Origin of the sequence: Allomuricauda sp. NFXS6 (assembly GCF_040148835.1) — a bacterium.
Classification (GTDB): Bacteria; Bacteroidota; Bacteroidia; order Flavobacteriales; family Flavobacteriaceae; genus Flagellimonas.
Genome location: NZ_JAGEMG010000001.1, coordinates 71,679 through 94,014 on the forward strand (window position 1 = coordinate 71,679; position 22,336 = coordinate 94,014).

Sequence of the window (22,336 nt, forward strand, 5' to 3'; positions counted from 1 at the left end):
TAGTGTTCTTTGAAAATACTGCTCCACCCTACATATTTTCCAAGCATTGCCACTTTTGCGGCCATTGTGCAGCATGAAGTGGTTTGGGAAGCCCATGATAATTTTCAGAAGCAGACATATCGCAATCGGTGCTATATTTCAACGGACAAGGGCAAACACATGCTCAATATCCCCATTAAACACACAGGGGGAAAAGAAGGACGTCAAAAATATATTGATGTGCGCACCGAAAACAGTTACAATTGGAAAAAAGAGCATTGGCGTACCTTGGAAACCGCGTATAGGACCTCCCCTTTTTTTGAGTTCTATGAAGATGAATTGAGACCTCTTTATGTGGGAAGCCAAAATTCGCTTTATGAATTCAATCTAAAAACCATTGAAGCGGTTGCGGCTTGTATCGGAATAGAGATTCCAACAGAAAAAACTAAAAAGTACAAAGTTGAACCAATAACCTATTTTGATACCCGCTTTTTGGTGGAGGCCAAAAAGGAAAAAGACTGGAACATCGAACCTTACACCCAAGTATTTGAGGAACGACACGGATTCATCCCCAATTTAAGCGTGCTTGATCTCCTGTTCAACGAGGGCACCAACACGCTCAGTTACCTAAAAAGTCTATCTTTGGATTTAAAACATGCTTAGGCATCTACTCCATTACGGGATACACTTTTTAATCCCTATTTTGATCGCCGTTTGCTTTTTTAAGGACAATCGAGTCAAGGTGGCTTTGATTTTGCTCGCGGGAATTGTTATTGATATAGATCATCTGTGGGCCACGCCACTTTTCGACGCCGACCGTTGCAGCATTGGTTTTCACTTACTGCACCGCTATTGGGCGATTGCAATATACAGTTTGTTGCTGTTCATAAAACCAACTAGAATTGTGGGATTAGCCTTGATCATCCACATTATCGCAGATTCCGTGGATTGCCTACTGATGTGATTTTAGCCTCAATGTAGCCATTATGGGGTAATGATCGGACAGTCTTTCATCATAATTGTGATGGGAGAGTACTTCAAACTCAGGGTCTGCCAATATATAGTCAATACGTAGTGGGATTTTCCATAAATCATAGGTACGACCAAAACCTTTACCCTTCTCAAGAAAAGTATCCTGCAAACCCTCATTTACAATTTTGTAAACATTGGAAAATTGCGTGTTATTAAAATCACCACAAACAATGTTTCTGTACGGACTTTTGTTAAGATGATTCCTGAATATTTCGGCTTGTTCCATTTGTTTGGAAAAAGTTACCACTAATCTTTTATACGTTTTTTCATACTTTTCGCCGTCAGAAAAATTATCTGTGCTTGGTATAATCTTAAAAGACTCTAAATGTAGGTTATAAAACCTAATCGTGTCCTTTTTGAACAACACATCCGCATAAATTATGTTATTACCTGTATTGGGTAAATCAAAAGAACCGCTATTAACTATTGGATATTTCGAAAATATTGCCTGAGTAACTCTATCTGAATGAGGAGTCTCGCTCCGATATTTATACTGTTCTAGCTGCTTGTAACGCCTTCTACTATGCTCTTGAATCAATAAAACATCTGGATCCTTACTCTTAATGAAATTAATTATACTATCACCAACTTTTGGCTGCCGAATCCAGCCATTAATATTAAAATGCCAAACATTATAGGACATAACACTAAGGTCAGAAGGCTTTTTTTGAGCAAAACCACTATCACCAAAACGATAGAATATCCCAAACATTAAATAACCTAGTAAAATGGCGACAAAAGAAACTAAAAACTTCCTTTTCAGTCTAGCAATCCAATACAGGAGAAGCAATGTATTTAAAGCAAAAAGAAAGGGAACCACCAAACTCAGGACTGAAATTGCGGAAAAAAACTGTAACGGCACATATGAAATAACCCCGGTAAGTATCAACAGAAACGCAACCAGCAAATTAATTGCAAAAACTACCTTATCCCATATAGAAGTCGATTTCTTCACCTATCAGTCTTCCTTACCTGCTTTAAACAAAAAGTCTTTTTCTTCCTTGGACAAGCTTTCATAACCGGACTTGCTTATTTTATCCAGAATCGTGTCAATTTTGCGCTGTTTGGCCTGTTTATCGTAATCTTCCTTACTTTTTGCTGCAGCTTTTTTCTTGTAGACGGTCTTTAAAGGTGCCTTCTTCTCTCTAGGTTTAAAAAGGTCTACTAGTGAATTTCTCATTTTGGTGAAACCAGCACCTATGTCATTGCCCTTAAATAACTGTCGAGCATACATATATCCCAAAAATGCTCCGCCCAAATGGGCCATTCCACCACCAATGTTGTCTCCCATACCAATCAGCACTAAATCCTTGACCACCAAAGCCACACCAATATACCATAGTTTGATGTTGAAGAAAACAACACGAACTTCTTGGTTGGGAATATAGGCACAAACAAAAATAAGTACGGCGTTCACACCTGCGGATGCTCCAATCAATGCAGTTTTTGAGTTGACCAAAGTCGGAAATACATTATAGCTGAGCAGAAATACCAATCCGCCCAATATCAAACCTAAAAAGTAAACGTTGATAAAGCGTTGGGCATCAAAAAGGTTCAAAAAGATTCGACTGGAAAAGTAAAGCACCAGCATATTCCAAAAAATATGACCGAAACCTGCATGAAAGAAAGAGTACGTAACCAAAGACCATGGCTGAGCCAAAAACTCGAAAAAATCCTTGGGCAAATGGAACCAATGGGAAAACGACTGCCCCAGCAATGCACCAGAGAGTCCATCAATCAATAAAATAAGCACATTGATGGCAATCAGTTTTTCGGCTATGCTAAGCCTGGCAAATTGATATCGAAGTCCTCCATTCATCATAAGTTAATCCCATCGATTATTGTTGAACTGGTTCTTTTTCCAGTACCACATCATTATAAAACCAATCAAAGCCCCACCTATGTGTGCAAAATGCGCTACCCCTGTATTCACATTTCCTATCCCGAAAATAAGGTCGACCGCAATTAGAATCGGTACAAAGTATTTAGCCTTTATCGGTACTGGTAAAAAAATAAGCATCAGTTTTGCCTCCGAATACATAAATGCAAAAGCCACCAAAATACCATAAATAGCTCCCGAGGCCCCAACCGCCGGGGTGTTGAAAGCTGTTAACATACTATCTACGGTACTTTTTCCAACAATATCATACCATCCAGGACTATATTGCCCGTTTGCCAAAATATCCAAAATCTGTGTACGGGCAATTCCCGCACCTTCCAAAGCACTCATTCCTTCGTTGAAAAGAAAATAATTTACACCCGTGTGCAACGCTGCAGAACCCAATCCCGCAGAAAAATAGAAGAACAGAAACTTGTTCTTGCCCCAAATACGCTCCAATGGCGTACCAAAAGCCCAAAGCGCATACATATTAAAAAGAATATGCATAAAGTTTCCATGCATAAACATGTGGGTAACGACCTGCCACCATTCAAAATTGGGGTTTTTGGGAAACCAGAGCGACATCCACTGGTACATCTGATCTCCATATAAGCTTGTAGCAATAAACATGATCACATTAATGATCAGTATATGTTTTACTGCCTCGGTAAGTCTACCCATTTAATTGAATTTTTTATCAATATCCCCCTCGGAGATAATGGTATACGTTATTTTTTGAAAAGGGCTTAAGTTAGGCTCTTTGCAGGCAAAAAGATTATTTACCAAGATCAATTGCGATTCTTGGTCCAGTACATCCCCTGTTCTTACGGCCAAATTCCTACTCAATGCCTTGGCCAACAATTCGGCCTGTGAAATGGAACCATCGGAGTAACCCTCCATATAATCTGCAATTAAGCGATCCAATACCGTGCCAATTCCGCTTTCGGGGACCATCATGGGCACGCCTGTCACTTTTACAGTTTCTTCCTCCAAACTCTGGAAAGCAAATCCAATATTTGTCAGGCTTTCCTTTATCTCCTTGAGAACGGCCAACTCTTGTTTGTTAAAAGTCAGTTCCAAAGGAAACAGCAATTGTTGACTTACCCCTTCTTTGACAGTGATTTCACCCAAAAATTTCTCAAATAGAACGCGTTCGTGCGCTCTATTTTGATGGATGACCAACATTCCCGATTTAACTGTGCTCACCACATATTTTCTTCGCAGCTGAAAAGTGCTCGCCAAATGATCTTCAATATCTTCACCTGAATACAAGGTCCCTTGTTCCTCGCTCTCGGATTCTATGACAACGCTACTGAACTCTTGGTTGTCATTTTGATTGCCTAGACCTTCGTACAAGTCCTCCCAACCTTTGGTGCTTTGTTTGTGGAAATTACCTCTTCCAGTGCCCTTGCTTGGCGTTTTTTCCTCAAAAGGATTAAACGTGCTGTCCACCGTTACTTTGGGCAAGACTGCACCTTTTTCTTTGTAAGAATATGGCGTATCCAAGTTGGGGTCATGGTCAAAATCCAATACAGGAGCCACATTGAACTGCCCCAAGCTATGCTTTATGGTAGATCGTAAAATAGCGTACAGCGTGTTTTCATCATCAAACTTCACCTCGGTTTTGGTGGGGTGAATGTTGATATCGATAGAGGATGGGTCCACATCCAAAAACAAAAAATATCCAGGATATGTGTCGGATTTTATCAACCCTTCAAAAGCAGCGACCACTGCGTGGTGTAAATACGGGCTTTTAATGAATCGGTTATTGGCAAAAAAGAATTGCTCTCCCCTGCTCTTTTTGGCAAACTCGGGCTTGCATATAAATCCGGAAACTTTCACCACATCGGTCTCTTCGTTAACGGGCACCAATCGATGCTCCATTTTACTGCCAAAAATGTGAACAATGCGCTGACGATGTTTTGTGCTGGGCAGATTGAAAATCTCAGCACCATTATTGTAAAAATGAAACTCAATACTCGGGTGAACCATGGCCACACGATGGAATTCATCTGTAATATGACGAAGCTCTACTTGGTTCGACTTTAAAAAATTTCGCCTGGCCGGTATATTGAAAAATAGGTTTTTAACGGAAATGGAGGTTCCCTTCGGAGTAGCCACCACATCTTGGGAGATAATCTTGCTGCCTTCAATTTTAAGATGTGTCCCCACTTCGTTGTCAGCAGTTCGTGTTTGCATATCAACATGCGCAATTGCGGCAATGGACGCTAATGCCTCGCCTCGAAAACCTTTGGTTTGCAGATTGAACAAGTCCTGTGCTGATGATATTTTTGAGGTGGCATGACGCTCAAAAGACAATCGAGCATCTGTTTCGCTCATCCCTAAACCATCGTCAACGACTTGGATCAAGGTTTTACCACCATCCTTTACAATAAGTTTTATAGAAGTTGAACCTGCATCTATGGCATTTTCCATTAGCTCCTTTACTACGGAAGCGGGCCGTTGGACCACCTCCCCTGCTGCTATTTGGTTAGCGACATGGTCCGGTAGAAGTTTAATAATGTCCGCCATTATGGATTCAGGAATATTGATAGATCAAAATCGATGATAAACAAGAACAGCAACACCAAAACGGCCACAATAATCCAAAAACGAAGTTTCAAATTTTTATCTCCTTCGGTCTGTAAATCATCCATTGCAGAGGTAAACTTGTTCTTTAGCCCTTTGTTGGAATGTGCCGTAGTTCGAAATTTATCAAGCTTGTGCTCAATTTTATAAGGATTCCCTTCTCCCTTGTAATATCTGGGGGAGTAATCGAAGCTCTTATTTTTCCTAAGTTTTAAAGGGTTTCGCATGGTATCCTTATCGCTGTAACCTCAAAGGTACTTAAAATAGAAAAAAAGGGTTCGACGTTTGTCCCAAAAAATGTTAACAACTATCTGGATATTTGTGCAACCAGGGGATTGACCTTATTGGATTCTTGGATGTTCAGAAGTTGGATTGTCGAAGTATTGAACTTGAACTTGAACTTGAGCTTGAACTTGACTTTTACTTGCCCAACACAGCCATTTGTATGGCGGCAATGGCCGCTTCGGTTCCTTTGTTGCCGTGCTTGCCCCCACTCCTGGCCCTGGACTGCTCAATGTTATCATCCGTCAACACACAAAATATTACAGGCACATCATACGCAACGTTCAAGTCTTTTATGCCTTGTGCGGTGGCGCTGCAAACAAAATCAAAATGACTTGTTTCGCCACGGATAACGCTGCCAATAGCAACAATGGCGTCAACCTTTTCCGTTTGAATCATTTTTTTACAACCGAAAGTCAGTTCAAAACTACCCGGTATGTTCCATCGAAGCACATTTTCAGGTAGTGCCCCGCAATCCAAAAGGGCTTCTTCGGCACCTTGGTAAAGCGCTTCAGTGATTTCCCCGTTCCATTCAGAAACAACAATCCCAAACCGAAGGTTCTTCGCGTTTGGGATTTTGTTTTTATCGTAAATGGATAAGTTTTTATTCTCTGTGGCCATCTTTTAGTTTTGCGCCAATCCAATTAGGGCTTCAACACCATTGGCTTCTTGTGAGTTGGGATATTCTTCTTTGATTCGCTCAAAGTACCCAAAAGCTTTACTTTTTTCCCCAAGTTCCAAGGCCACAACACCAGCTTTGTGCAAAAATCTTGGTGCGGTAAACTCATTATCACTATGTGCAATGGCTTTTTCGTAGTAGTCCAAAGCATCTTCAGGCTGGTTTAATTGAGAAAAAGCATCTCCAATTCCACCTTTGGCCATAGCTCCCATAATGTCATCATCGGAAGAAAAGTCCTCCAAATGAGCAACAGCCTGATCATATTGCTTCAAATTCAAATAGGTCATTCCTGCAGAATACTGGGCCAAGTTGGCTGCTTTGGTACCACTGTATTCCTCGATAATGTCCAAGAAACCATATTTACCTTGGGCGCCGTTCAATGCCAATGTGAACAAAGAATCCTTCTCAGTTTCACTTGCCAGAGCTTGATCAAAATATTGTTGTGGATAAAAAAGTTCGTTTGCTGCAGCAGCTTCTTTCGGGTTCTGAATGAATTGGTGGTAACCCAGGTAGGCCAAAACACCCACGGCAATTACACCAATAACGCCCAAAATGTAGTTTTGGTTCTTCTGAACCCACTCTTCGGTTTTGGAAGCTCCTTCGTCCAAAGTGTTGAAAACTTCAGCTGTTGTGCTGTCGTGTTCTTCTAACTTAGCTTCCTCTTCCTTATTTTTTGGCTTAAAGCCTCTCTTCTTGTATGTTGCCATCCGTCATTTAATTGGTCGCGCAAAAATAAAGTTTTTATCCAAAACCAAAAGGTAATTTATTCGTTATTTTTGGAATCCCGTTTTGGAGGGGTTACCTTTTAATTCCAAATTGTTTCTCTAGCATTTTATGTTTTTAAGACATTTATCTTTAGTCAATTACAAAAATTTTGATTCCAAGACGCTGGATTTCGACCCTGTGATCAACTGTTTGGTGGGCGACAACGGGGTGGGAAAGACCAATGTTTTGGACGCCATTTACCACTTATGCTTCGGTAAAAGTTACTTTAATCCGGTTTCTACGCAGAACATAAAGCACGGTACGGAATTTTTTGTGGTGGAAGGGGAATTTGAGAAGCACAACAGGACGGAAAAAATACTCTGTTCTTTTAAAAAAGGCACCAAAAAAGTCATCAAACGCAATGATAAACCCTATGAAAAGTTTTCCGAACACATTGGTTTTCTGCCTTTAGTGATTATTTCCCCCTCTGACCGTGACCTTATTTTGGAAGGGAGCGAGACCCGAAGGAAGTTTATGGATGGTGTGATTTCGCAATCGGACAAGGTATATCTGCAAAATCTCATCAAATACAACAAGGTGGTTTCGCAGCGAAACTCCCTGCTCAAATATTTTGCCGCCAACCGTACTTTTGACCGTGATACCCTGAGTATTTACAACGAGCAGATGAACGCCTTGGGAACGGCAATCCATCAAAAAAGGGTAGAATTTATCGAGGCTTTCATGCCCATTTTTAAGGAACAGTATCAAAATATCTCCGAAAAAGATGAGCAAATCGACCTCTCCTATGAAAGTCAGTTGAGCGATGATACCCTTTTGAAACTCTTGGAAAAGAATATTGAAAAAGACAGGGCATTGCAATACACTTCCGTGGGCGTACATAAAGATGATCTCAGCTTCACGATTGCGGGGCATCCCATCAAAAAATTTGGGAGCCAAGGGCAGCAAAAATCTTTTTTGATTGCCTTGAAACTGGCGCAGTTTCATTTTATCAAACAATTGGCGGACACCACCCCGATTCTATTATTGGATGATATTTTTGATAAATTGGACGAAAACAGGGTTTCTCACATCGTCGGATTGGTGAAGGATGATAATTTTGGACAAATTTTTATCAGCGACACGCACGCCGACAGAACAGAAGATGTAGTTAAAAACATTCATCAGAGCTATAAAATTTTTACCTTGTAGCTTTATGAGACGAATCCTTTCCATATTATTGGTTTTAATGCTCTGGGGATGTAATGATTCATCTGTAAACGAAGATGATTTGCATTATTTGAACGGCTATTGGGAAATATCCGAAGTAGAATTCCCTGATGGGTCCATCAAGGAATATGGTTTGAATACTAACATCGATTTCATCCATTTGAAAAAAAATGAAGGCTATCGAAAAAAAATGAAGCCTAAATTTGATGGCACCTACGACACTTCCAAAGACGTGGAACGTTTCACCATAGCCCAATCCAATGAAAGATTCACCCTATATTATGAAAGCGAGTTTAGTGAATGGGAGGAAAAACTGGTGCGATTGGATTCATTAACCTTTTCGGTAATCAATCAAGAAGGGGTAACCTACAGGTACAAACGCTTTGAACCCATCAAAATCCCACAGTAATGGCCAAAAGACATAGTTCCCACATCCCATTAAGCGAAGCTTTGAGCGAGTTTATCCAAGAGAACAAGCTCCAAAAAGGTATGGACAGGGTGGATGCCAGAGAAGCTTGGGTAAAACTAATGGGCAATGGTGTAAACAACTACACCACAGCGGTTGAACTAAGAAACGAAACGCTTTTTATCTCGCTCTCCTCTTCCGTTCTGCGCGAAGAATTGAGTTTGGGCAAGTCCAAGATAATTAAGATGATCAATGAAGAATTAGGTAAAGAACTGGTGAAAAAGTTGGTTTTAAGGTAATCGAAATGTCAGTTCGAGTTGTCATCCTGAGCTGTCACTCTGAGCGCAGTCGAAGGAGCAATCGAGAACAACCATCAATTATTGACTTTATAGATTTTTCGCTTTGCTCAAAATCACAGATAACCTCAACACAGTCATTTCGACAGAGGTAAGCGAAGAGAAATCTAGCGCAGTTCGTCATGCTTAACTTGTTTCAGCATCTCACTTTAGTATTTATGAGATTCCGTGTCAGGCACGGAATGACAATTCATTCCAATCCGATTCATGAGATTCCGCAACCAGTTCGGAATACATAAAAAAGCCACCCAAAAAGGTGGCTTCCACTAAAATATCTTTGTATCGCGATTAGTAAATTTCCCTTCCTGAGAAATGAAAAGCACCCTCTATAGCAGCGTTTTCATCACTATCGGAACCGTGTACTGCATTTTCACCAATACTGGCAGCATACAATTTTCTGATGGTTCCTTCGGCAGCTTCCTCTGGGTTGGTAGCACCGATCAATGCACGAAAATCATCCACTGCATTGTCTTTTTCCAAAATAGCGGCCACAATGGGTCCCCTTGTCATAAACTCCACCAATTCGCCAAAAAATGGACGCTCTTTGTGGATGGCATAGAATATTTCGGCATCCCTCTTGCTCAATTGTGTAAACTTCATGGCCACAATCTTAAAACCAGCAGCCGTAATTTTATCCAAAATTGCACCAATGTACCCGTTTTCAACGGCGTCAGGCTTAATCATGGTAAATGTTCTATTTCCAGTCATTTTTTTAAATTTTGCGCAAACTTAAGCTTTTTCGCCCAAGGTACAAGGCTCAATAGGTTTGTTTTAGTTCTTGAAGCACTACGCCATTATCTCCTTTCATCTTCATATCGGCTTCCTTTTTTTCAAAATCAAAGGCAATTACACCGTAACTTTTCTCTGAAACCACCTCCCCTACGCGATACTGATTGGGCTCTCCACTAAAACTAGAATAGGAATGGGTAAGTCCGCTGCTGGTAAAGTCTACCAACGGATAGGATAGCCCATCAATATTCGTTTTGGAGAATTCGGAAATGTGTCGGTCTCCCGATAAGACTATCACACCTTTCGCCCCCGATTTGGCAATCATACTTTCAAGTTTTTGAACTTCCAATGGAAAATTGCCCCAGGTTTCGAAACCGTGCTCACCCGAAAGCACCTGAATGCTTGACATGATCAAATTGAAATCAGCATCAGATTGGTTGAGTTCGTTCTCCAACCATTGCCATTGTGTTTCCCCAAGTACGGTTGCGGTAGAATCCGTAGTGGGTTGATACCTTTTTTTGGAATCCTCATCTTTGATAAGCTCACTTCTAAAATAGCGGGTATCCAACACAATAACTTTCACTTTTCCAGTTGGAACCTTGTACTCGTGGGAAGCATACACCCCCTCTTGATTTCTTCGCTCACTATCTTCGGGCACTCCCATAAAATCCAAAAACACTTGTTGGCTTTCGGCCTTTATGGAGAAATCAGAGCCACCATCATTAATGCCAAAATCGTGATCGTCCCATGTTCCGATTACAGGCACCTGTTTTTTCAATTCAGCATAGCCCGCAACCGTGTCCTGCATCGCATAAATCGCGCGCAATCTTTCCACATCATCCGTATCCGCATAGACAATATCACCGCCCCAAATCCACACGTTGGGGTGTTCCTCCAAAATATCGTCCCAAAAAGGATTGGGTTCTTGCGACATATTGCAAGACCCAAAGGCCACTACAAAATCGGGGGTTGATTTTGCCGGGGATTCCGCTGCTTTCCGCTCCTTCTTTTTACAGGCAGAAAACAGAATCAAGGCTGCCAAGAAAATGTAACATTGTTTCATAATGTGTTTTTATTCGATCAAAAATACGGAGAAACCGAGTTACCTCTATATTATATTATTGTATATTTGGCCGCATGAATTCAGTGGATATCACGACAGTAAAGTCGATTCTTTCCCAACCTCAGAAGATAGCAATTATACCCCACAGAAACCCCGATGGTGATGCTATGGGTTCCTGTTTGGCGCTCTATGGTTTTTTAAAAGCGAAAGGGCACTCAGTGCAGGTTGTTGCGCCCAACGACTACCCAAAATTCCTGAAATGGATGCCATGGAACAATACCGTTATCAATTTTGAAAGGGAAAACGCTAAAGCTAAAGAGACCATAAATGACGCTACGGTAATTTTTACCTTGGACTTTAACGACCTTTCCCGAGTTGGTCAAATGGAATCTGTTTTGCAAGAAGCGGAGGCTGATTTTATTATGATAGATCATCACCAACAGCCGAGTGATTATGCCAAGGTGACCTATTCAGATGTTTCGATGAGCTCTACCTGTGAAATGGTCTACAACTTCATCGACTTTTTGGGTGAAACCAAGCATATTGATGCCGATATGGCCACCAATTTGTACACGGGCATTATGACGGATACCGGCTCTTTTAAATATCGTTCAACATCCAGCAAAACGCATCGGGTGGTAGCCGAACTTATTGACAAGGGTGCCAACAATATGGAAATCCATCAAAAAGTTTTTGACACCAATTCTCCCTCCCGCTTGCATTTGTTGGGTGTTGCTCTGAGCAATATGGTTATCCTGCCCGAATACAGAACAGCATACATTACCCTCAGCCAAGATGAATTGGACCAATATGATTTTAGCAAGGGGGACACTGAAGGCTTCGTAAATTATGGGCTAACTTTGGAAGGTATTATTTTTGCGCTCATTTTTATAGAAAACCGCGAAGAAGGCATTATCAAAATTTCGTTGCGTTCCGTTGGTGATTTTTCCGTGAACGAATTTGCTCGGGAACATTTTAACGGGGGCGGACATACCAATGCTGCTGGTGGAAGAAGTGAAGTGAGCATGGAGAAGACCATCTCTAAATTCAATGAGATTTTGAAAACCTATAAAACTAAATTGAACCCATGAGATTTTTGCTAGCTATACTTTTGACTGCAATGGTTGCGAGCTGTGGAGGTCCAGAACCAAGAAAACCTGTAGAGGTTAAATCGGGCAGTTTTTACAAGGAGTCCATTGAACGTACCAAAAAATTATTGGCCGCAGAGGAAGAGGCCATTCAGGAAATCATCTCCAAGGATACCGCTCACCAATACCTGTCTAGTCCAGATGGATTTTGGTACTATTACGAGTCGAAGAACGATACGGCAACTTATCGACCAAAAACCGGCGATCAAATTTTGTTTTCCTATAATCTGATGAGCCTCCGCAACGATACCATATATACTGTAGAAGAAATAGGGCCAACTTCTCACGTCATAGACAAGCAACAGTTGTTCCCCGGGCTTCAAAATGCAGTGAAACTCTTAAAAATAAACGAGAAAGTTACATTTTTGTTCCCATCTCCCCTAGCCTTCGGCTATCAAGGAGACAATAAGGCCATTGGTCCCAAAACACCACTTAAATCATCAGTAGAATTACATACAATCATAATAGATAACGACAGTTTAAACTAAATTCATAAGCAATGAAGAAATTATTTTACATCATACCATTATTTCTCCTAGTGATCATAGGATGTAAATCGAGCAAGTATGCGGATTTGGGCGATGGAATTTTTGCTGACATCCAGACAACGAAGGGAGATATCATCATCCAATTGGAATACAAAAAAACGCCTGTTACCGTGGCCAACTTTGTATCCTTGGCCGAAGGCAAAAACCCATTTGTGAACGATGAGTACAAGGACAAAAAGTTCTATGACGGGATTGTTTTCCATAGAATCATAAAGGATTTTATGATTCAGGGTGGGGACCCGACCGGGACAGGAAGCGGAAACATAGGGTATACCTTTAAAGATGAGTTCAACGATTCGTTGAGACACTCCAAAAAAGGAATCCTTTCCATGGCCAATAGAGGCCCCAAGACCAATAGCAGCCAATTTTTTATCACCCACAAGGCAACGCCTTGGCTGGATGACAAACACACCGTTTTTGGTGAAGTGGTCGCCGGAATGGATGTAGTGGACACCATTGCCAACGTTGAAACCGGCGCTGGTGATAAGCCAACCACCGATGTTGTAATGGACCACGTGGAAATTGTACGCAATGGCAAAGAGGCGCGACAGTTTGATGCCGTTCAAATTATGAGCGATTACTTCGAGGAAGCCAAAGCAGCCGAAGAAGCATTCAAAAAAATGAAGGAAGATTTGGCGGCCCAATTTACCGAACAAATTGATGAAGCTGAAGAAACCTCTAGTGGTTTGCGTATTTTAAAACTGAAAGAAGGAGACGGAGAACAGCCCAAAGTAGGTCAAAAAGTATTGGTCAACTATGCCGGATGGTTGTTCAATGGGGACTTATTCGATAGCAATATTCAAGAAATTGCCGAACAATTCAACCAATTGAACCCTGGAAGAAGAGATCAAGGTGGTTACCAACCTTTCCCTATGGATTACAGCCCCGATGCACAATTGGCCGCTGGTTTCCGCGAAGGTTTGTTGACTATGAAAGTTGGTGACAAGGTACGTTTATTCATCCCTCCACACCTAGGATATGGCGATAACGATTATGGACCTATTCCTGGTGGCTCCACTTTGGTTTTTGATGTGGAAGTTGTAGGAATCCAATAGTAAAACTCAAATAATGCAATCTAAAAAAACCGTACTTTTCTGTGCGGTTTTTTTTATGTATTCCAAGCTTCACAGGGAATCTCGTATCACCTTGCCGCCAATTTGATGGGACAAAAAACCAAGACCATAATCGCAATTGCCCTGCCAATACAAATACTATTGGTAAAGTGGCTCAGTAGCTACCCCAACTTTGTTGAGGAATACTACAGTAATGGCATATACCCCCATGTTTCAGGTTTTTTAAGGATTTTGTTCGGCTGGATTCCATTTTCCTTTGGAGATTTGATCTACACAGCACTGGCCATTTTGGCCATTCGATACGTGTACAAACATTGGAAAAGCATCAAGCAAAAACCGTTTTTGTTCCTAAAGGATATTGTTGTTGTGTTGTCCATCGCGTATTTTGCCTTTCATCTGCTTTGGGGCATGAATTACCACCGCCAGCCCATCAACTGGAAATTGGGTATTGAACGTGAATATACCGTTGACGAATTGGTTGAGTTGACCCAGTTCATCATTGCAAAAACGAACCAATATCAATTGGAGTTGACCGGGGATACTATCTCTCCCGTGCACATCCCCTACTCCAAAAAAGAAATTTTCGCCAAAACGGAAGAAGCTTATGGCAACTTTGCAAAGCAGTATCCCGATTTTGATTATGAACATAAAAGCTTAAAATCATCCATCTACAGCGTTCCATTAACGTTCATGGGGTACGGTGGCTATCTTAACCCGTTCACCAATGAGGCACAAGTAAATGGGATTACCCCGAAATTTAGGTTGCCCACCGTGAGCGGGCACGAAGTTGGGCATCAATTGGGGTATTCCGCCGAAGGAGCCACCAATTTTATCGGGTATTTGGTCACCTCGCAAAGCAAAGACCCCTACTTTAAATATTCGGCTTACAATCATGCGCTAGGGTATTGCCTTACCGACCTTTTCTATAAAGATGAAGAAGTATACAATGCTCTTGTGGTGACCATTAACCCAGGAGTGAAAGAAAATTTTAATGAATTGCGTGATTTTTGGAAAAAATATGAGAACCCTATGGAACCCATCTTCAAATCCGTGTTCAACACTTTTTTAAAGGTGAACAACCAAAAAGACGGTATAAAAAGTTACAATGCCGTCGTGGGACTCATCATTAACCACCGAAAACAGCATTTTCGGCAGGATTGAAACTTGTAGAGTCCTCTCACAAAGGTTATCTTTAAACCGACTAATTCAATTCAAACCTTATGAAACTTAAACTTTTAGCACTGTTGCTCTTTATGGGCAGTGTTTCTTTGTTTGCACAGGATTATTTTCCAAAAAATGACGGTGTAAAGGCAAAGAAGAACAACAATTACACGGCATTCACCAATGCCAAGATCTATGTAACCCCCACGGAAGTTATCAATAACGGTACCTTGCTGATTCAAAACGGCAAAGTGGTACAAGTGGGCAAATCCGTAAGCATTCCTAAAAATGCCGTTGTAGAAGACCTTGAGGGAAAATCCATTTATCCCTCTTTTATTGATATTTTCTCAGGTTTTGGAGTAAAACTTCCCAAAGAAGCAAGCGGCGGGGGAAGGTCGGCACAGTATGGACCGTCCAGGGAAGGATTCTACTGGAACGACCATATTATGCCAGAAAATGATGCCATCAGTAGCTTTACTTATGATGCCAAAGAAGCCAAAGAACTTAGAAATGCAGGTTTTGGAACCATCAACGCACATATTGAGGACGGTATCGCAAGAGGGACCGGACTTTTGGTTACTTTGAACGACGAAGCATCCGAAGCACAACGTATCCTTTCTGACAAATCAGCACAATACTTTTCTTTTGAAAAAAGTGTCGCATCCAGACAATCTTACCCAGGTTCATTGATGGGCGCCATGGCATTGATGCGCCAGGTGTATTATGATATGGACTGGTACAGCAAGGGCAATGTAGACACCAAAGACCGTTCTTTGGAAGCACTTATTGCGAACAAAGGCTTGACCCAGATTTATGCTGCGGGTGATAACGGTAACGTTTTACGTGCTGATAAAATCGGAGACCTTTTTGGTATTCAATATACCATTTTGGGTGGGGGCGATGAATACGAGCGTATTGATCAAATTAAAGCCACCAACGCCAAATTGATTTTACCCCTCAATTTTCCAGATGCGTTTGATGTTTCCAACCCATACGAAGCCAAATACATTGCTTTGAAAGATATGAGACATTGGAACTTGGCACCATCCAACCCAAAGGTGCTGGCCGATAACGGGGTGGATTTTTCCATCACTTTGCACGGGCTTAAATCCCCAAAAGAGTTGAAGACTAATCTTATGAAAGCCATTACTTATGGACTTTCAAAAACCAAGGCACTGGAAGCTTTGACCACTGTTCCTGCCGATATTCTAGGTAAATCCAACGAAATTGGCTCCTTGAAAGCTGGTAGCCAAGCTAACTTCTTGATTACTTCAGGAGATATTTTTGACAAAGGAACCACACTTTACGAAAACTGGGTTCAGGGAACCAAGAACGTTATAGAGCGTATGGATGTCATCGATATTCGTGGTGATTATAATCTTGCTGTTAACGGAAGTACTTACACGGTTTCCTTGACGGGCGATGCCGATAAACCAAAAGCGGAAATCAAAAAAGGTGACGAAACCGTGGATTCCAAGATAGATTATGCAGCGGATTGGTTGAATATTTCTTTTAGTGACGACAATATTGGTTCTTACCGAATGGTTGCCCAGGTTTTGCCAGGAGCTGAAACCATCAAAGGAAACGTGGTGCTTCCAAATGGTGACGAAACTTCGGCCACCATGACCAAGACTTCATCTTTTGAAGAAAAATCAAAAGACGAAGAGACCGATGAAAAACCAGAATTAATGACTTTGACCTATCCAAACGTGGGATATGGTTTCAAGAAAAAGCCTGAACAAGAGAATATCCTATTCAAAAATGCAACTGTTTGGACAGGAGAAAGCATTTTGGAAAACACCGATGTACTCATTAAAAACGGTAAAATTTCTAAAGTAGGTACAAATTTACGGGCCGGAGGAGCTACCGTGGTGGACGCCACAGGGAAGCACCTTACAGCAGGAATAATCGATGAGCACACCCACATTGGCGCATTGGCCATAAACGAAGGAGGACACAATTCTTCCGCAGAAGTACGCATGGAAGATGTTATCGACCCTGAGGACGTTGCCATTTACCGCGATTTGGCCGGTGGAGTTACTACCGCTCAATTATTGCACGGTTCCGCCAACCCAATCGGTGGGCAATCTGCCATTTTTAGATTGAAATGGGGCGAAAGTGCCGAGAATATGGTGTTTGACAACTCACCCAAGTTTATCAAATTCGCATTGGGAGAAAACGTAAAGCAGTCCAACTGGGGGAGCTATTCTCGTTTCCCACAGACAAGAATGGGTGTTGAGCAGGTGTATACCGATTATTTTCAACGTGCCAAGGAATATGATGCCAAGAAAAAAAGCGGGGAACCGTACCGTCATGATGAAGAAATGGAAACATTGGCCGAAATCTTGAACGGAGAACGATTCATTTCTTGCCACTCCTATGTGCAGAGCGAAATCAACATGATGATGAAAGTCGCTGAGAAATTTGATTTCCGTGTGAACACGTTCACCCACATTTTGGAAGGTTACAAAGTAGCCGATAAAATGGCCGAGCACGGTGTTGGCGGAGGTACATTTAGTGACTGGTGGGCATACAAATATGAGGTAAATGATGCTATTCCTTACAATGCCGCTATCATGGCAAGCCAAGGGGTGACCGTGGCCATTAACAGTGATGACGCGGAAATGTCCAGAAGATTGAACCAAGAAGCCGCCAAAACCGTAAAATACGGAGGTATGTCAGAAATTGAAGCTTGGAAAACCGTAACCTTGAATCCTGCCAAATTGCTTCACTTGGACGACCGCGTAGGAAGTATCGAAGAAGGCAAAGACGCCGATGTGGTGCTGTGGAGCGACCATCCCTTATCGGTTTATGCCAAGGCTGAAAAAACGTTGATCGAAGGGAAAGTGTATTTTGACCTGAAAAAGGACAAATTGCTGAGAGAATCCATCAAAAAGGAAAGAAACCAATTGATTGGAATGATGTTGAACGAAAAGAAAAAAGGAGGAAAAACACGTACTCCCGTTCAGAGCAAAAAAGAAGAGTTTAATTGTGACACCCTTTAAAAAATAGACCATGAAAAAAATATTTTTAATCATAGCAATTATTTTGGGGGGTTCATTGAACGCACAACAAACCCCTGCCCCACCTCAATCCGAACAAATTGCCATTATCGGTGCTACTGCTCATATTGGCAATGGAGAGGTGATAGAGAACTGTACCATTATTTTTAATGATGGAAAAATTACCGTGATTGGCGCAGATGTATCGACACCGACTACCGGGACAACAATTAATGCCCAAGGCAAACATGTGTACCCTGGCTTTATAGCACCTTCCAAATCGCTCGGTTTGGTAGAGGTTGATGCCGTTAGAGCAAGTGACGATCAAGATGAAATCGGTGAAATGATTCCCCATGTGCGCAGTTTGATCGCCTACAATGCAGAATCTAAAGTTGTGGAAAGTATGCGCCCCAACGGTGTTCTCATTGGACAGGTAACCCCTCAGGGAGGTACCATCTCGGGAACATCCAGTATTGTTCAGTTTGATGCATGGAACTGGGAGGACGCTGCCGTAAAAACAGACGATGGCATCCATATGAACTGGCCCAACTTTTTTAGAAGAGGCCGCTGGTGGAGAGGAGAAGAAAGAGGATATATCCCCAACAAGGAGTACGGAAAAGAAATGGACGACATTAAAATGTTCTTCCAGAATTCCAAAGCTTATGGAAACGCAAATGAAACAGAGAAAAACCTTCCATTTGCTGCCATGCAAGGTCTTTTTGATGGATCTCAACGCTTGTACATCCATGCAGATGGCGAAAAGGAGATGACCGATGGTGTGACCATGGCCAAAGAAATGGGCGTGAAACACGTTGTAATAGTTGGAGGGTATAGAGCCAATAAGATTACAGATTTCCTAAAGGAGCATAATGTTGCTGTTCTAGTGGAGCGTACCCATTCCCTGCCCAGTTTTGATGATGATGATTACGACATCACCTATAAATTGCCAAAGTTATTGATCGATGCGGGGCTTTTGGTGGGACTTCAAAACGAAGATGCCGCCAATTTCCAGGTTAGAAACCTTGCTTTTTATGCAGGACAAACAGTTGCCCAAGGATTGGACAAAGAAACCGCATTACAACTGATCACCGGAAATACCGCGAAGATTTTAGGGATAGATGATAGGTACGGTACTTTGGAAGAAGGCAAAAGTGCCACGCTCTTTATTTCTGAAGGAGATGCATTGGACATGCGCACCAACAAACTCTCCAAAGCATATATTGATGGTAGGGATATTTCACTGGAGACCCACCAAACCGAACTTTGGAAAAGGTATATGGGCAAATACGAAAGAGAAAAAGAAGGACAATAGATTCCTGAATAACAATAAAAAACGGCGCTAAAAAACGGCGCCGTTTTCTCTCTTACTATCTTAAGTTGTTTTACTTTTAAGTGATTATACCTAGCGCAGTAATGTCAGTTCGAGTTTTTTCCAAAGGAAAAAGTATCAAGAACTAGAATTCTGGCATCGATGTTCCCATACTCTATAAAGTTTTTCTTCGCCGCACGCCAAAAAATCACTCAAATTGACCAATTTCCAAGAAAACACACCGTATTAATTCATTTTAATAGGGACATACTCCCCATTTTCTGGCTTTTCATAAAATGATTCTGGTTTGGAATTCTCACTTAGGGTTGCATCTTCAAAATTAACCGTGCTTGCAGGTTCCATAATTTCTCTTCCTTCATACTTGTGCCATGTAATGGATTTGGGAAGTATCAGTCCATTAACTTCTTGCCAATCGTCATAACGAATCCACTTGACATTGTCTGAACTTTCCCCTGAACGATAGGTTACCGTATAGCCCAACCACCTCATTTGATGCGTCTCTGGGTCAAAATGAATGTAGTACTCATCTTTAGATGAGGCACCAACCCCGAACTCATACGCTATCTGTATTCCCGGGTATTTCTTCCCTTCGTATTCCAAATCTTCAGTTGCGGAATACATAATGCCATCATCAGCCAATACAAAGGGCATGGCATAGAAGTAGAACATCAAATTATGATAAAAACCGACATCTCCTTTATAGGTTTCGTCGGCATCCAACAGCCAGGCTTCTTTGCCATCAAAACCCATTGAAAATTGTTCCGTGTCAATTCTATCTTTTCTAGACCATAAGTCTACCGTATGGGTTTCGGGCAGCTCAGGTTTAGGAAGCACATAGGACAATGTTCGTTGCTTTTTCCATTGCTCCAACCCTCCGTGCGCATCAAAAACCTTGATCATCGCATCTGGATATTCAGGTTTCGATTCAGTCATCGCTTGCGGAACAGGCTCTTCCACTTCTTTGGTTTTAGGCGTTTGTTTGCAGGCCAAAACCATCAGAAAAAGTACTAGAATGGTTAATTTGTTCATGGTATGTATTTTACCAGTTGGTCGAAAAGCCCTTTTTTTAATTACAGGAATGGCTATTTTTACCATGCGTATGGAAACTAAATTGATCAGTAGTGCCCAAAATCCCTTGGTTAAAAAAATCCTCCTGCTTAAGGAAAAATCCCGTGAACGAAGAAAGACGGGACTTTTTGTTGTAGAGGGACAACGGGAAATTGAACTGGCACAAAAAGGAGGATATACTTTACAGACCCTTCTTTTTTGTCCTGAGATCATGGGCGAGCTTTCCATTGAACCTATTATAAAGCCTTCAAATCCTGAAATCATCCAAGTTTCTGAAAACGTTTATGGCAAAGTTGCCCACCGCGGCACCACAGAAGGTGTTCTTGGATTAATGCAGTCCAAAAATCATACATTGGAGAACATTGTATTTAAAAACAAAACACCCTTGGTACTGGTGGCCGAAGCACCCGAAAAACCGGGAAATATCGGTGCACTTTTGCGTACTGCGGATGCTGCTGCCGTTGATGCCGTTTTAATAGCAAATCCCAAATCCGACCTATATAGTCCAAATATTATACGTTCCAGCGTAGGTTGCCTTTTCACCAACCAAATAGGCGTAGGAACCACGGACGAAATCATTGACTTTTTACAAACCAACCAAATCAAAATTTACTGTGCTGCCCTGACTGCTTCCAAAAATTATGTAGATTGTGATTTTAAAGTTGCTTCGGCCCTAGTGATGGGAACGGAGGCAATTGGATTGACCGATACTTGGCTTAAAAATTCCGACCAAAACATAATTATACCGATGCAAGGAGAAATAGACTCCATGAATGTTTCGGTATCCGCTGCAATACTTATATTTGAAGCGAAGCGCCAGCGCGGATTTTAAGCTATGGAAAAAAATTCACTCTTTTACGTAATACTGGCTATCCTTGTGGTCCAATACTTGGTCCATCAGTATTTGGAGTACTTGAACGCCAAGCGTTTCAAATCAACACTGCCCCCCGAACTTGCCGATGTTTTTGATGAAAACGAGTATCAAAAATCACAGCAATACAAACAAACCAACTATAAATTTGGGTTGATTTCCGATGGATTCTCCCTTGTGTTGACGATATGTTTTCTGTCTTTTGGAGGTTTTGAATGGATTGATCAACTCACTCGTTCCATCACCGACAAACCCATTCCCATGGCTTTGATTTTCTTCGGGATCATTATGCTGGGAAGCTCCATTTTGGGATTGCCGTTTTCATACTACCGAACTTTTGTGATTGAAGAGCAATACGGGTTCAACAAGACCACCAAATCCACATTTTTATCGGACAAAATAAAGGGCGGTATCCTCACGATCATTTTAGGAGGAGGCATTTTAACACTGTTTATGCTGTTCTACCAATCCACAGGACCCATTTTTTGGGTTTATGCATGGGCGATGGTTGCTATAATTATTCTTTTCATCAATTTGTTCTATAGCCGCTTGATTGTTCCGCTATTTAACAAACAAACACCCTTGCAGGATGGGAGTTTAAAGAGTTCAATCGAAAACTATGCACAAAAAGTGGGTTTTGAGCTTCAAAATATTTTTGTTATTGATGGCTCCAAGCGTTCCACGAAGGCAAATGCTTATTTTTCAGGTTTCGGAAAGGAAAAACGCATCACGCTATTTGATACATTGATCAATGATTTAAGCGAGGATGAAATTGTAGCCGTTTTGGCACACGAAGTAGGACATTACAAGAAGAAGCACATTATTGTCAACCTTATTGTCTCACTCTTGACCACAGGTCTGACCTTGTTCATCCTTTCCTTGTTTATAAATAACCCTAAAATATCATTGGCCATCGGCGTGTCCACACCAAGTTTCCATGCCGCTTTGGTAGGATTTGCCCTTTTGTACAGTCCCATTTCGGAGGTAACCGGCTTGGTCATGAACTATCTGTCAAGGAAATTTGAGTTTCAGGCTGACGATTTCGCCAAAACTACGTTTGCAGCAACACCTTTGGTCTCATCTTTAAAAAAATTGTCCAAAAAAAGTTTGAGCAACTTAACGCCACACCCTGCCTATGTTTTTGTTCACTACTCCCACCCACCGCTAGTGGAACGCATCCAAAACCTAAAGGCATAGTTTTTGTTGTTT

At 41.6% G+C, this 22,336-nt stretch carries 23 protein-coding genes; 13 read left to right on the plus strand and 10 right to left on the minus strand.

From position 1 onward, the window contains the following. The first annotated feature begins 9 nt into the window (after positions 1-9). Together J4E06_RS00285 and J4E06_RS00290 are read left to right on the plus strand one after the other, a co-directional pair. Positions 10-642, plus strand: a complete 633-nt coding sequence (locus tag J4E06_RS00285; protein ID WP_349522047.1) for a WbqC family protein — start codon at positions 10-12, stop codon at positions 640-642. Beyond that, on the plus strand, positions 635-943 hold the full coding sequence (locus J4E06_RS00290; RefSeq protein ID WP_349522048.1) for a DUF6122 family protein: 309 nt from the start codon (positions 635-637) through the stop codon (positions 941-943). The genes J4E06_RS00285 and J4E06_RS00290 overlap by 8 nt, the downstream gene beginning before the upstream one ends. Here the strand turns inward: J4E06_RS00290 and J4E06_RS00295 are convergent. The 7 genes from J4E06_RS00295 to J4E06_RS00325 form a co-directional block, all read right to left on the minus strand. After that, the gene (locus J4E06_RS00295) at positions 932-1,966 is read right to left on the minus strand and encodes an endonuclease/exonuclease/phosphatase family protein (RefSeq protein ID WP_349522049.1); all 1,035 of its coding nucleotides are present in this window, start codon (positions 1,964-1,966) and stop codon (positions 932-934) included. The two genes, J4E06_RS00290 and J4E06_RS00295, sit on opposite strands and share 12 nt — an antisense overlap. A gap of 3 nt (positions 1,967-1,969) precedes the next feature. Then, positions 1,970-2,833, minus strand: a complete 864-nt coding sequence (locus J4E06_RS00300) for a rhomboid family intramembrane serine protease (protein WP_349522050.1) — start codon at positions 2,831-2,833, stop codon at positions 1,970-1,972. 3 nt (positions 2,834-2,836) lie between these two features. Next, positions 2,837-3,571, minus strand: a complete 735-nt coding sequence (locus tag J4E06_RS00305; RefSeq protein ID WP_349522051.1) for a rhomboid family intramembrane serine protease — start codon at positions 3,569-3,571, stop codon at positions 2,837-2,839. Then, positions 3,572-5,422, minus strand: a complete 1,851-nt coding sequence (mutL, locus tag J4E06_RS00310; RefSeq protein WP_349522052.1) for a DNA mismatch repair endonuclease MutL — start codon at positions 5,420-5,422, stop codon at positions 3,572-3,574. After that, positions 5,422-5,706, minus strand: a complete 285-nt coding sequence (locus J4E06_RS00315) for a riboflavin synthase subunit beta (RefSeq protein ID WP_349522053.1) — start codon at positions 5,704-5,706, stop codon at positions 5,422-5,424. Before J4E06_RS00315 ends, mutL begins: the two co-directional genes overlap by 1 nt. Before the next feature lie 193 nt (positions 5,707-5,899). Further along, positions 5,900-6,382: a 6,7-dimethyl-8-ribityllumazine synthase gene (gene ribH / locus J4E06_RS00320; protein ID WP_349522054.1), complete on the minus strand. Its 483-nt coding sequence runs from the start codon at positions 6,380-6,382 to the stop codon at positions 5,900-5,902. A gap of 3 nt (positions 6,383-6,385) precedes the next feature. After that, positions 6,386-7,147, minus strand: coding sequence for a tetratricopeptide repeat protein (locus J4E06_RS00325; protein ID WP_349522055.1), 762 nt, complete (start codon positions 7,145-7,147; stop codon positions 6,386-6,388). A 127-nt stretch (positions 7,148-7,274) separates the two neighbouring features. Between J4E06_RS00325 and recF the strand changes: the two genes are divergently transcribed. The 3 genes from recF to J4E06_RS00340 are packed head-to-tail and all read left to right on the plus strand — an operon-like array spanning position 7,275 to position 9,077. Continuing rightward, positions 7,275-8,354 carry a DNA replication/repair protein RecF gene (gene recF, locus J4E06_RS00330; protein ID WP_349522056.1) on the plus strand — a complete coding sequence of 360 codons (1,080 nt, stop codon included), beginning with the start codon at positions 7,275-7,277 and terminating at the stop codon, positions 8,352-8,354. 4 nt (positions 8,355-8,358) lie between these two features. Further along, on the plus strand, positions 8,359-8,781 hold the full coding sequence (locus tag J4E06_RS00335; RefSeq protein ID WP_349522057.1) for a hypothetical protein: 423 nt from the start codon (positions 8,359-8,361) through the stop codon (positions 8,779-8,781). After that, positions 8,781-9,077, plus strand: coding sequence for a DciA family protein (locus tag J4E06_RS00340; RefSeq protein ID WP_349522058.1), 297 nt, complete (start codon positions 8,781-8,783; stop codon positions 9,075-9,077). The genes J4E06_RS00335 and J4E06_RS00340 overlap by 1 nt, the downstream gene beginning before the upstream one ends. Before the next feature lie 345 nt (positions 9,078-9,422). Here the strand turns inward: J4E06_RS00340 and J4E06_RS00345 are convergent, their stop codons facing one another. Together J4E06_RS00345 and J4E06_RS00350 are read right to left on the minus strand one after the other, a co-directional pair. After that, positions 9,423-9,842, minus strand: coding sequence for a nucleoside-diphosphate kinase (locus J4E06_RS00345; RefSeq protein WP_100815890.1), 420 nt, complete (start codon positions 9,840-9,842; stop codon positions 9,423-9,425). Positions 9,843-9,891: 49 nt separating this feature from the next. Further along, complete coding sequence (locus tag J4E06_RS00350) at positions 9,892-10,926, minus strand: alkaline phosphatase D family protein (protein WP_349522059.1); 1,035 nt, start codon at positions 10,924-10,926, stop codon at positions 9,892-9,894. A gap of 74 nt (positions 10,927-11,000) precedes the next feature. Between J4E06_RS00350 and J4E06_RS00355 the strand changes: the two genes are divergently transcribed. The 6 genes from J4E06_RS00355 to J4E06_RS00380 all read left to right on the plus strand — a co-directional run bounded on the left by J4E06_RS00355 (position 11,001) and on the right by J4E06_RS00380 (position 19,170). Continuing rightward, positions 11,001-12,017 (plus strand): DHH family phosphoesterase, encoded by a 1,017-nt coding sequence (locus tag J4E06_RS00355; protein ID WP_349522060.1) that lies wholly within the window; start codon positions 11,001-11,003, stop codon positions 12,015-12,017. Beyond that, a complete protein-coding gene (gene gldI / locus J4E06_RS00360) occupies positions 12,014-12,562 on the plus strand; it encodes a gliding motility-associated peptidyl-prolyl isomerase GldI (protein WP_349522061.1) in 549 nt (182 codons plus the stop codon). The genes J4E06_RS00355 and gldI overlap by 4 nt, the downstream gene beginning before the upstream one ends. 11 nt (positions 12,563-12,573) lie before the next feature. Then, complete coding sequence (locus J4E06_RS00365) at positions 12,574-13,677, plus strand: peptidylprolyl isomerase (protein ID WP_349522062.1); 1,104 nt, start codon at positions 12,574-12,576, stop codon at positions 13,675-13,677. A gap of 105 nt (positions 13,678-13,782) precedes the next feature. After that, positions 13,783-14,856 (plus strand): DUF3810 domain-containing protein, encoded by a 1,074-nt coding sequence (locus J4E06_RS00370; protein WP_349522063.1) that lies wholly within the window; start codon positions 13,783-13,785, stop codon positions 14,854-14,856. A gap of 59 nt (positions 14,857-14,915) precedes the next feature. Further along, positions 14,916-17,861, plus strand: coding sequence for an amidohydrolase family protein (locus tag J4E06_RS00375; RefSeq protein ID WP_349522064.1), 2,946 nt, complete (start codon positions 14,916-14,918; stop codon positions 17,859-17,861). 10 nt (positions 17,862-17,871) lie between these two features. Further along, entirely contained in the window at positions 17,872-19,170 is a 1,299-nt protein-coding gene (locus J4E06_RS00380) for an amidohydrolase family protein (protein WP_349522065.1), read from the plus strand. A gap of 243 nt (positions 19,171-19,413) precedes the next feature. On the opposite strand, the gene J4E06_RS00385 is transcribed toward J4E06_RS00380, so the two are convergent. Further along, positions 19,414-20,217 carry a DUF6503 family protein gene (locus J4E06_RS00385; RefSeq protein WP_349522066.1) on the minus strand — a complete coding sequence of 268 codons (804 nt, stop codon included), beginning with the start codon at positions 20,215-20,217 and terminating at the stop codon, positions 19,414-19,416. Positions 20,218-20,266: 49 nt separating this feature from the next. On the opposite strand from J4E06_RS00385, the gene J4E06_RS00390 reads away from it, so the two are divergent. After that, on the plus strand, positions 20,267-21,088 hold the full coding sequence (locus J4E06_RS00390; protein ID WP_349522067.1) for a TrmH family RNA methyltransferase: 822 nt from the start codon (positions 20,267-20,269) through the stop codon (positions 21,086-21,088). A gap of 3 nt (positions 21,089-21,091) precedes the next feature. Continuing rightward, a complete protein-coding gene (locus tag J4E06_RS00395; RefSeq protein ID WP_349522068.1) occupies positions 21,092-22,324 on the plus strand; it encodes a M48 family metallopeptidase in 1,233 nt (410 codons plus the stop codon). The last annotated feature ends 12 nt before the right edge of the window (positions 22,325-22,336 follow it).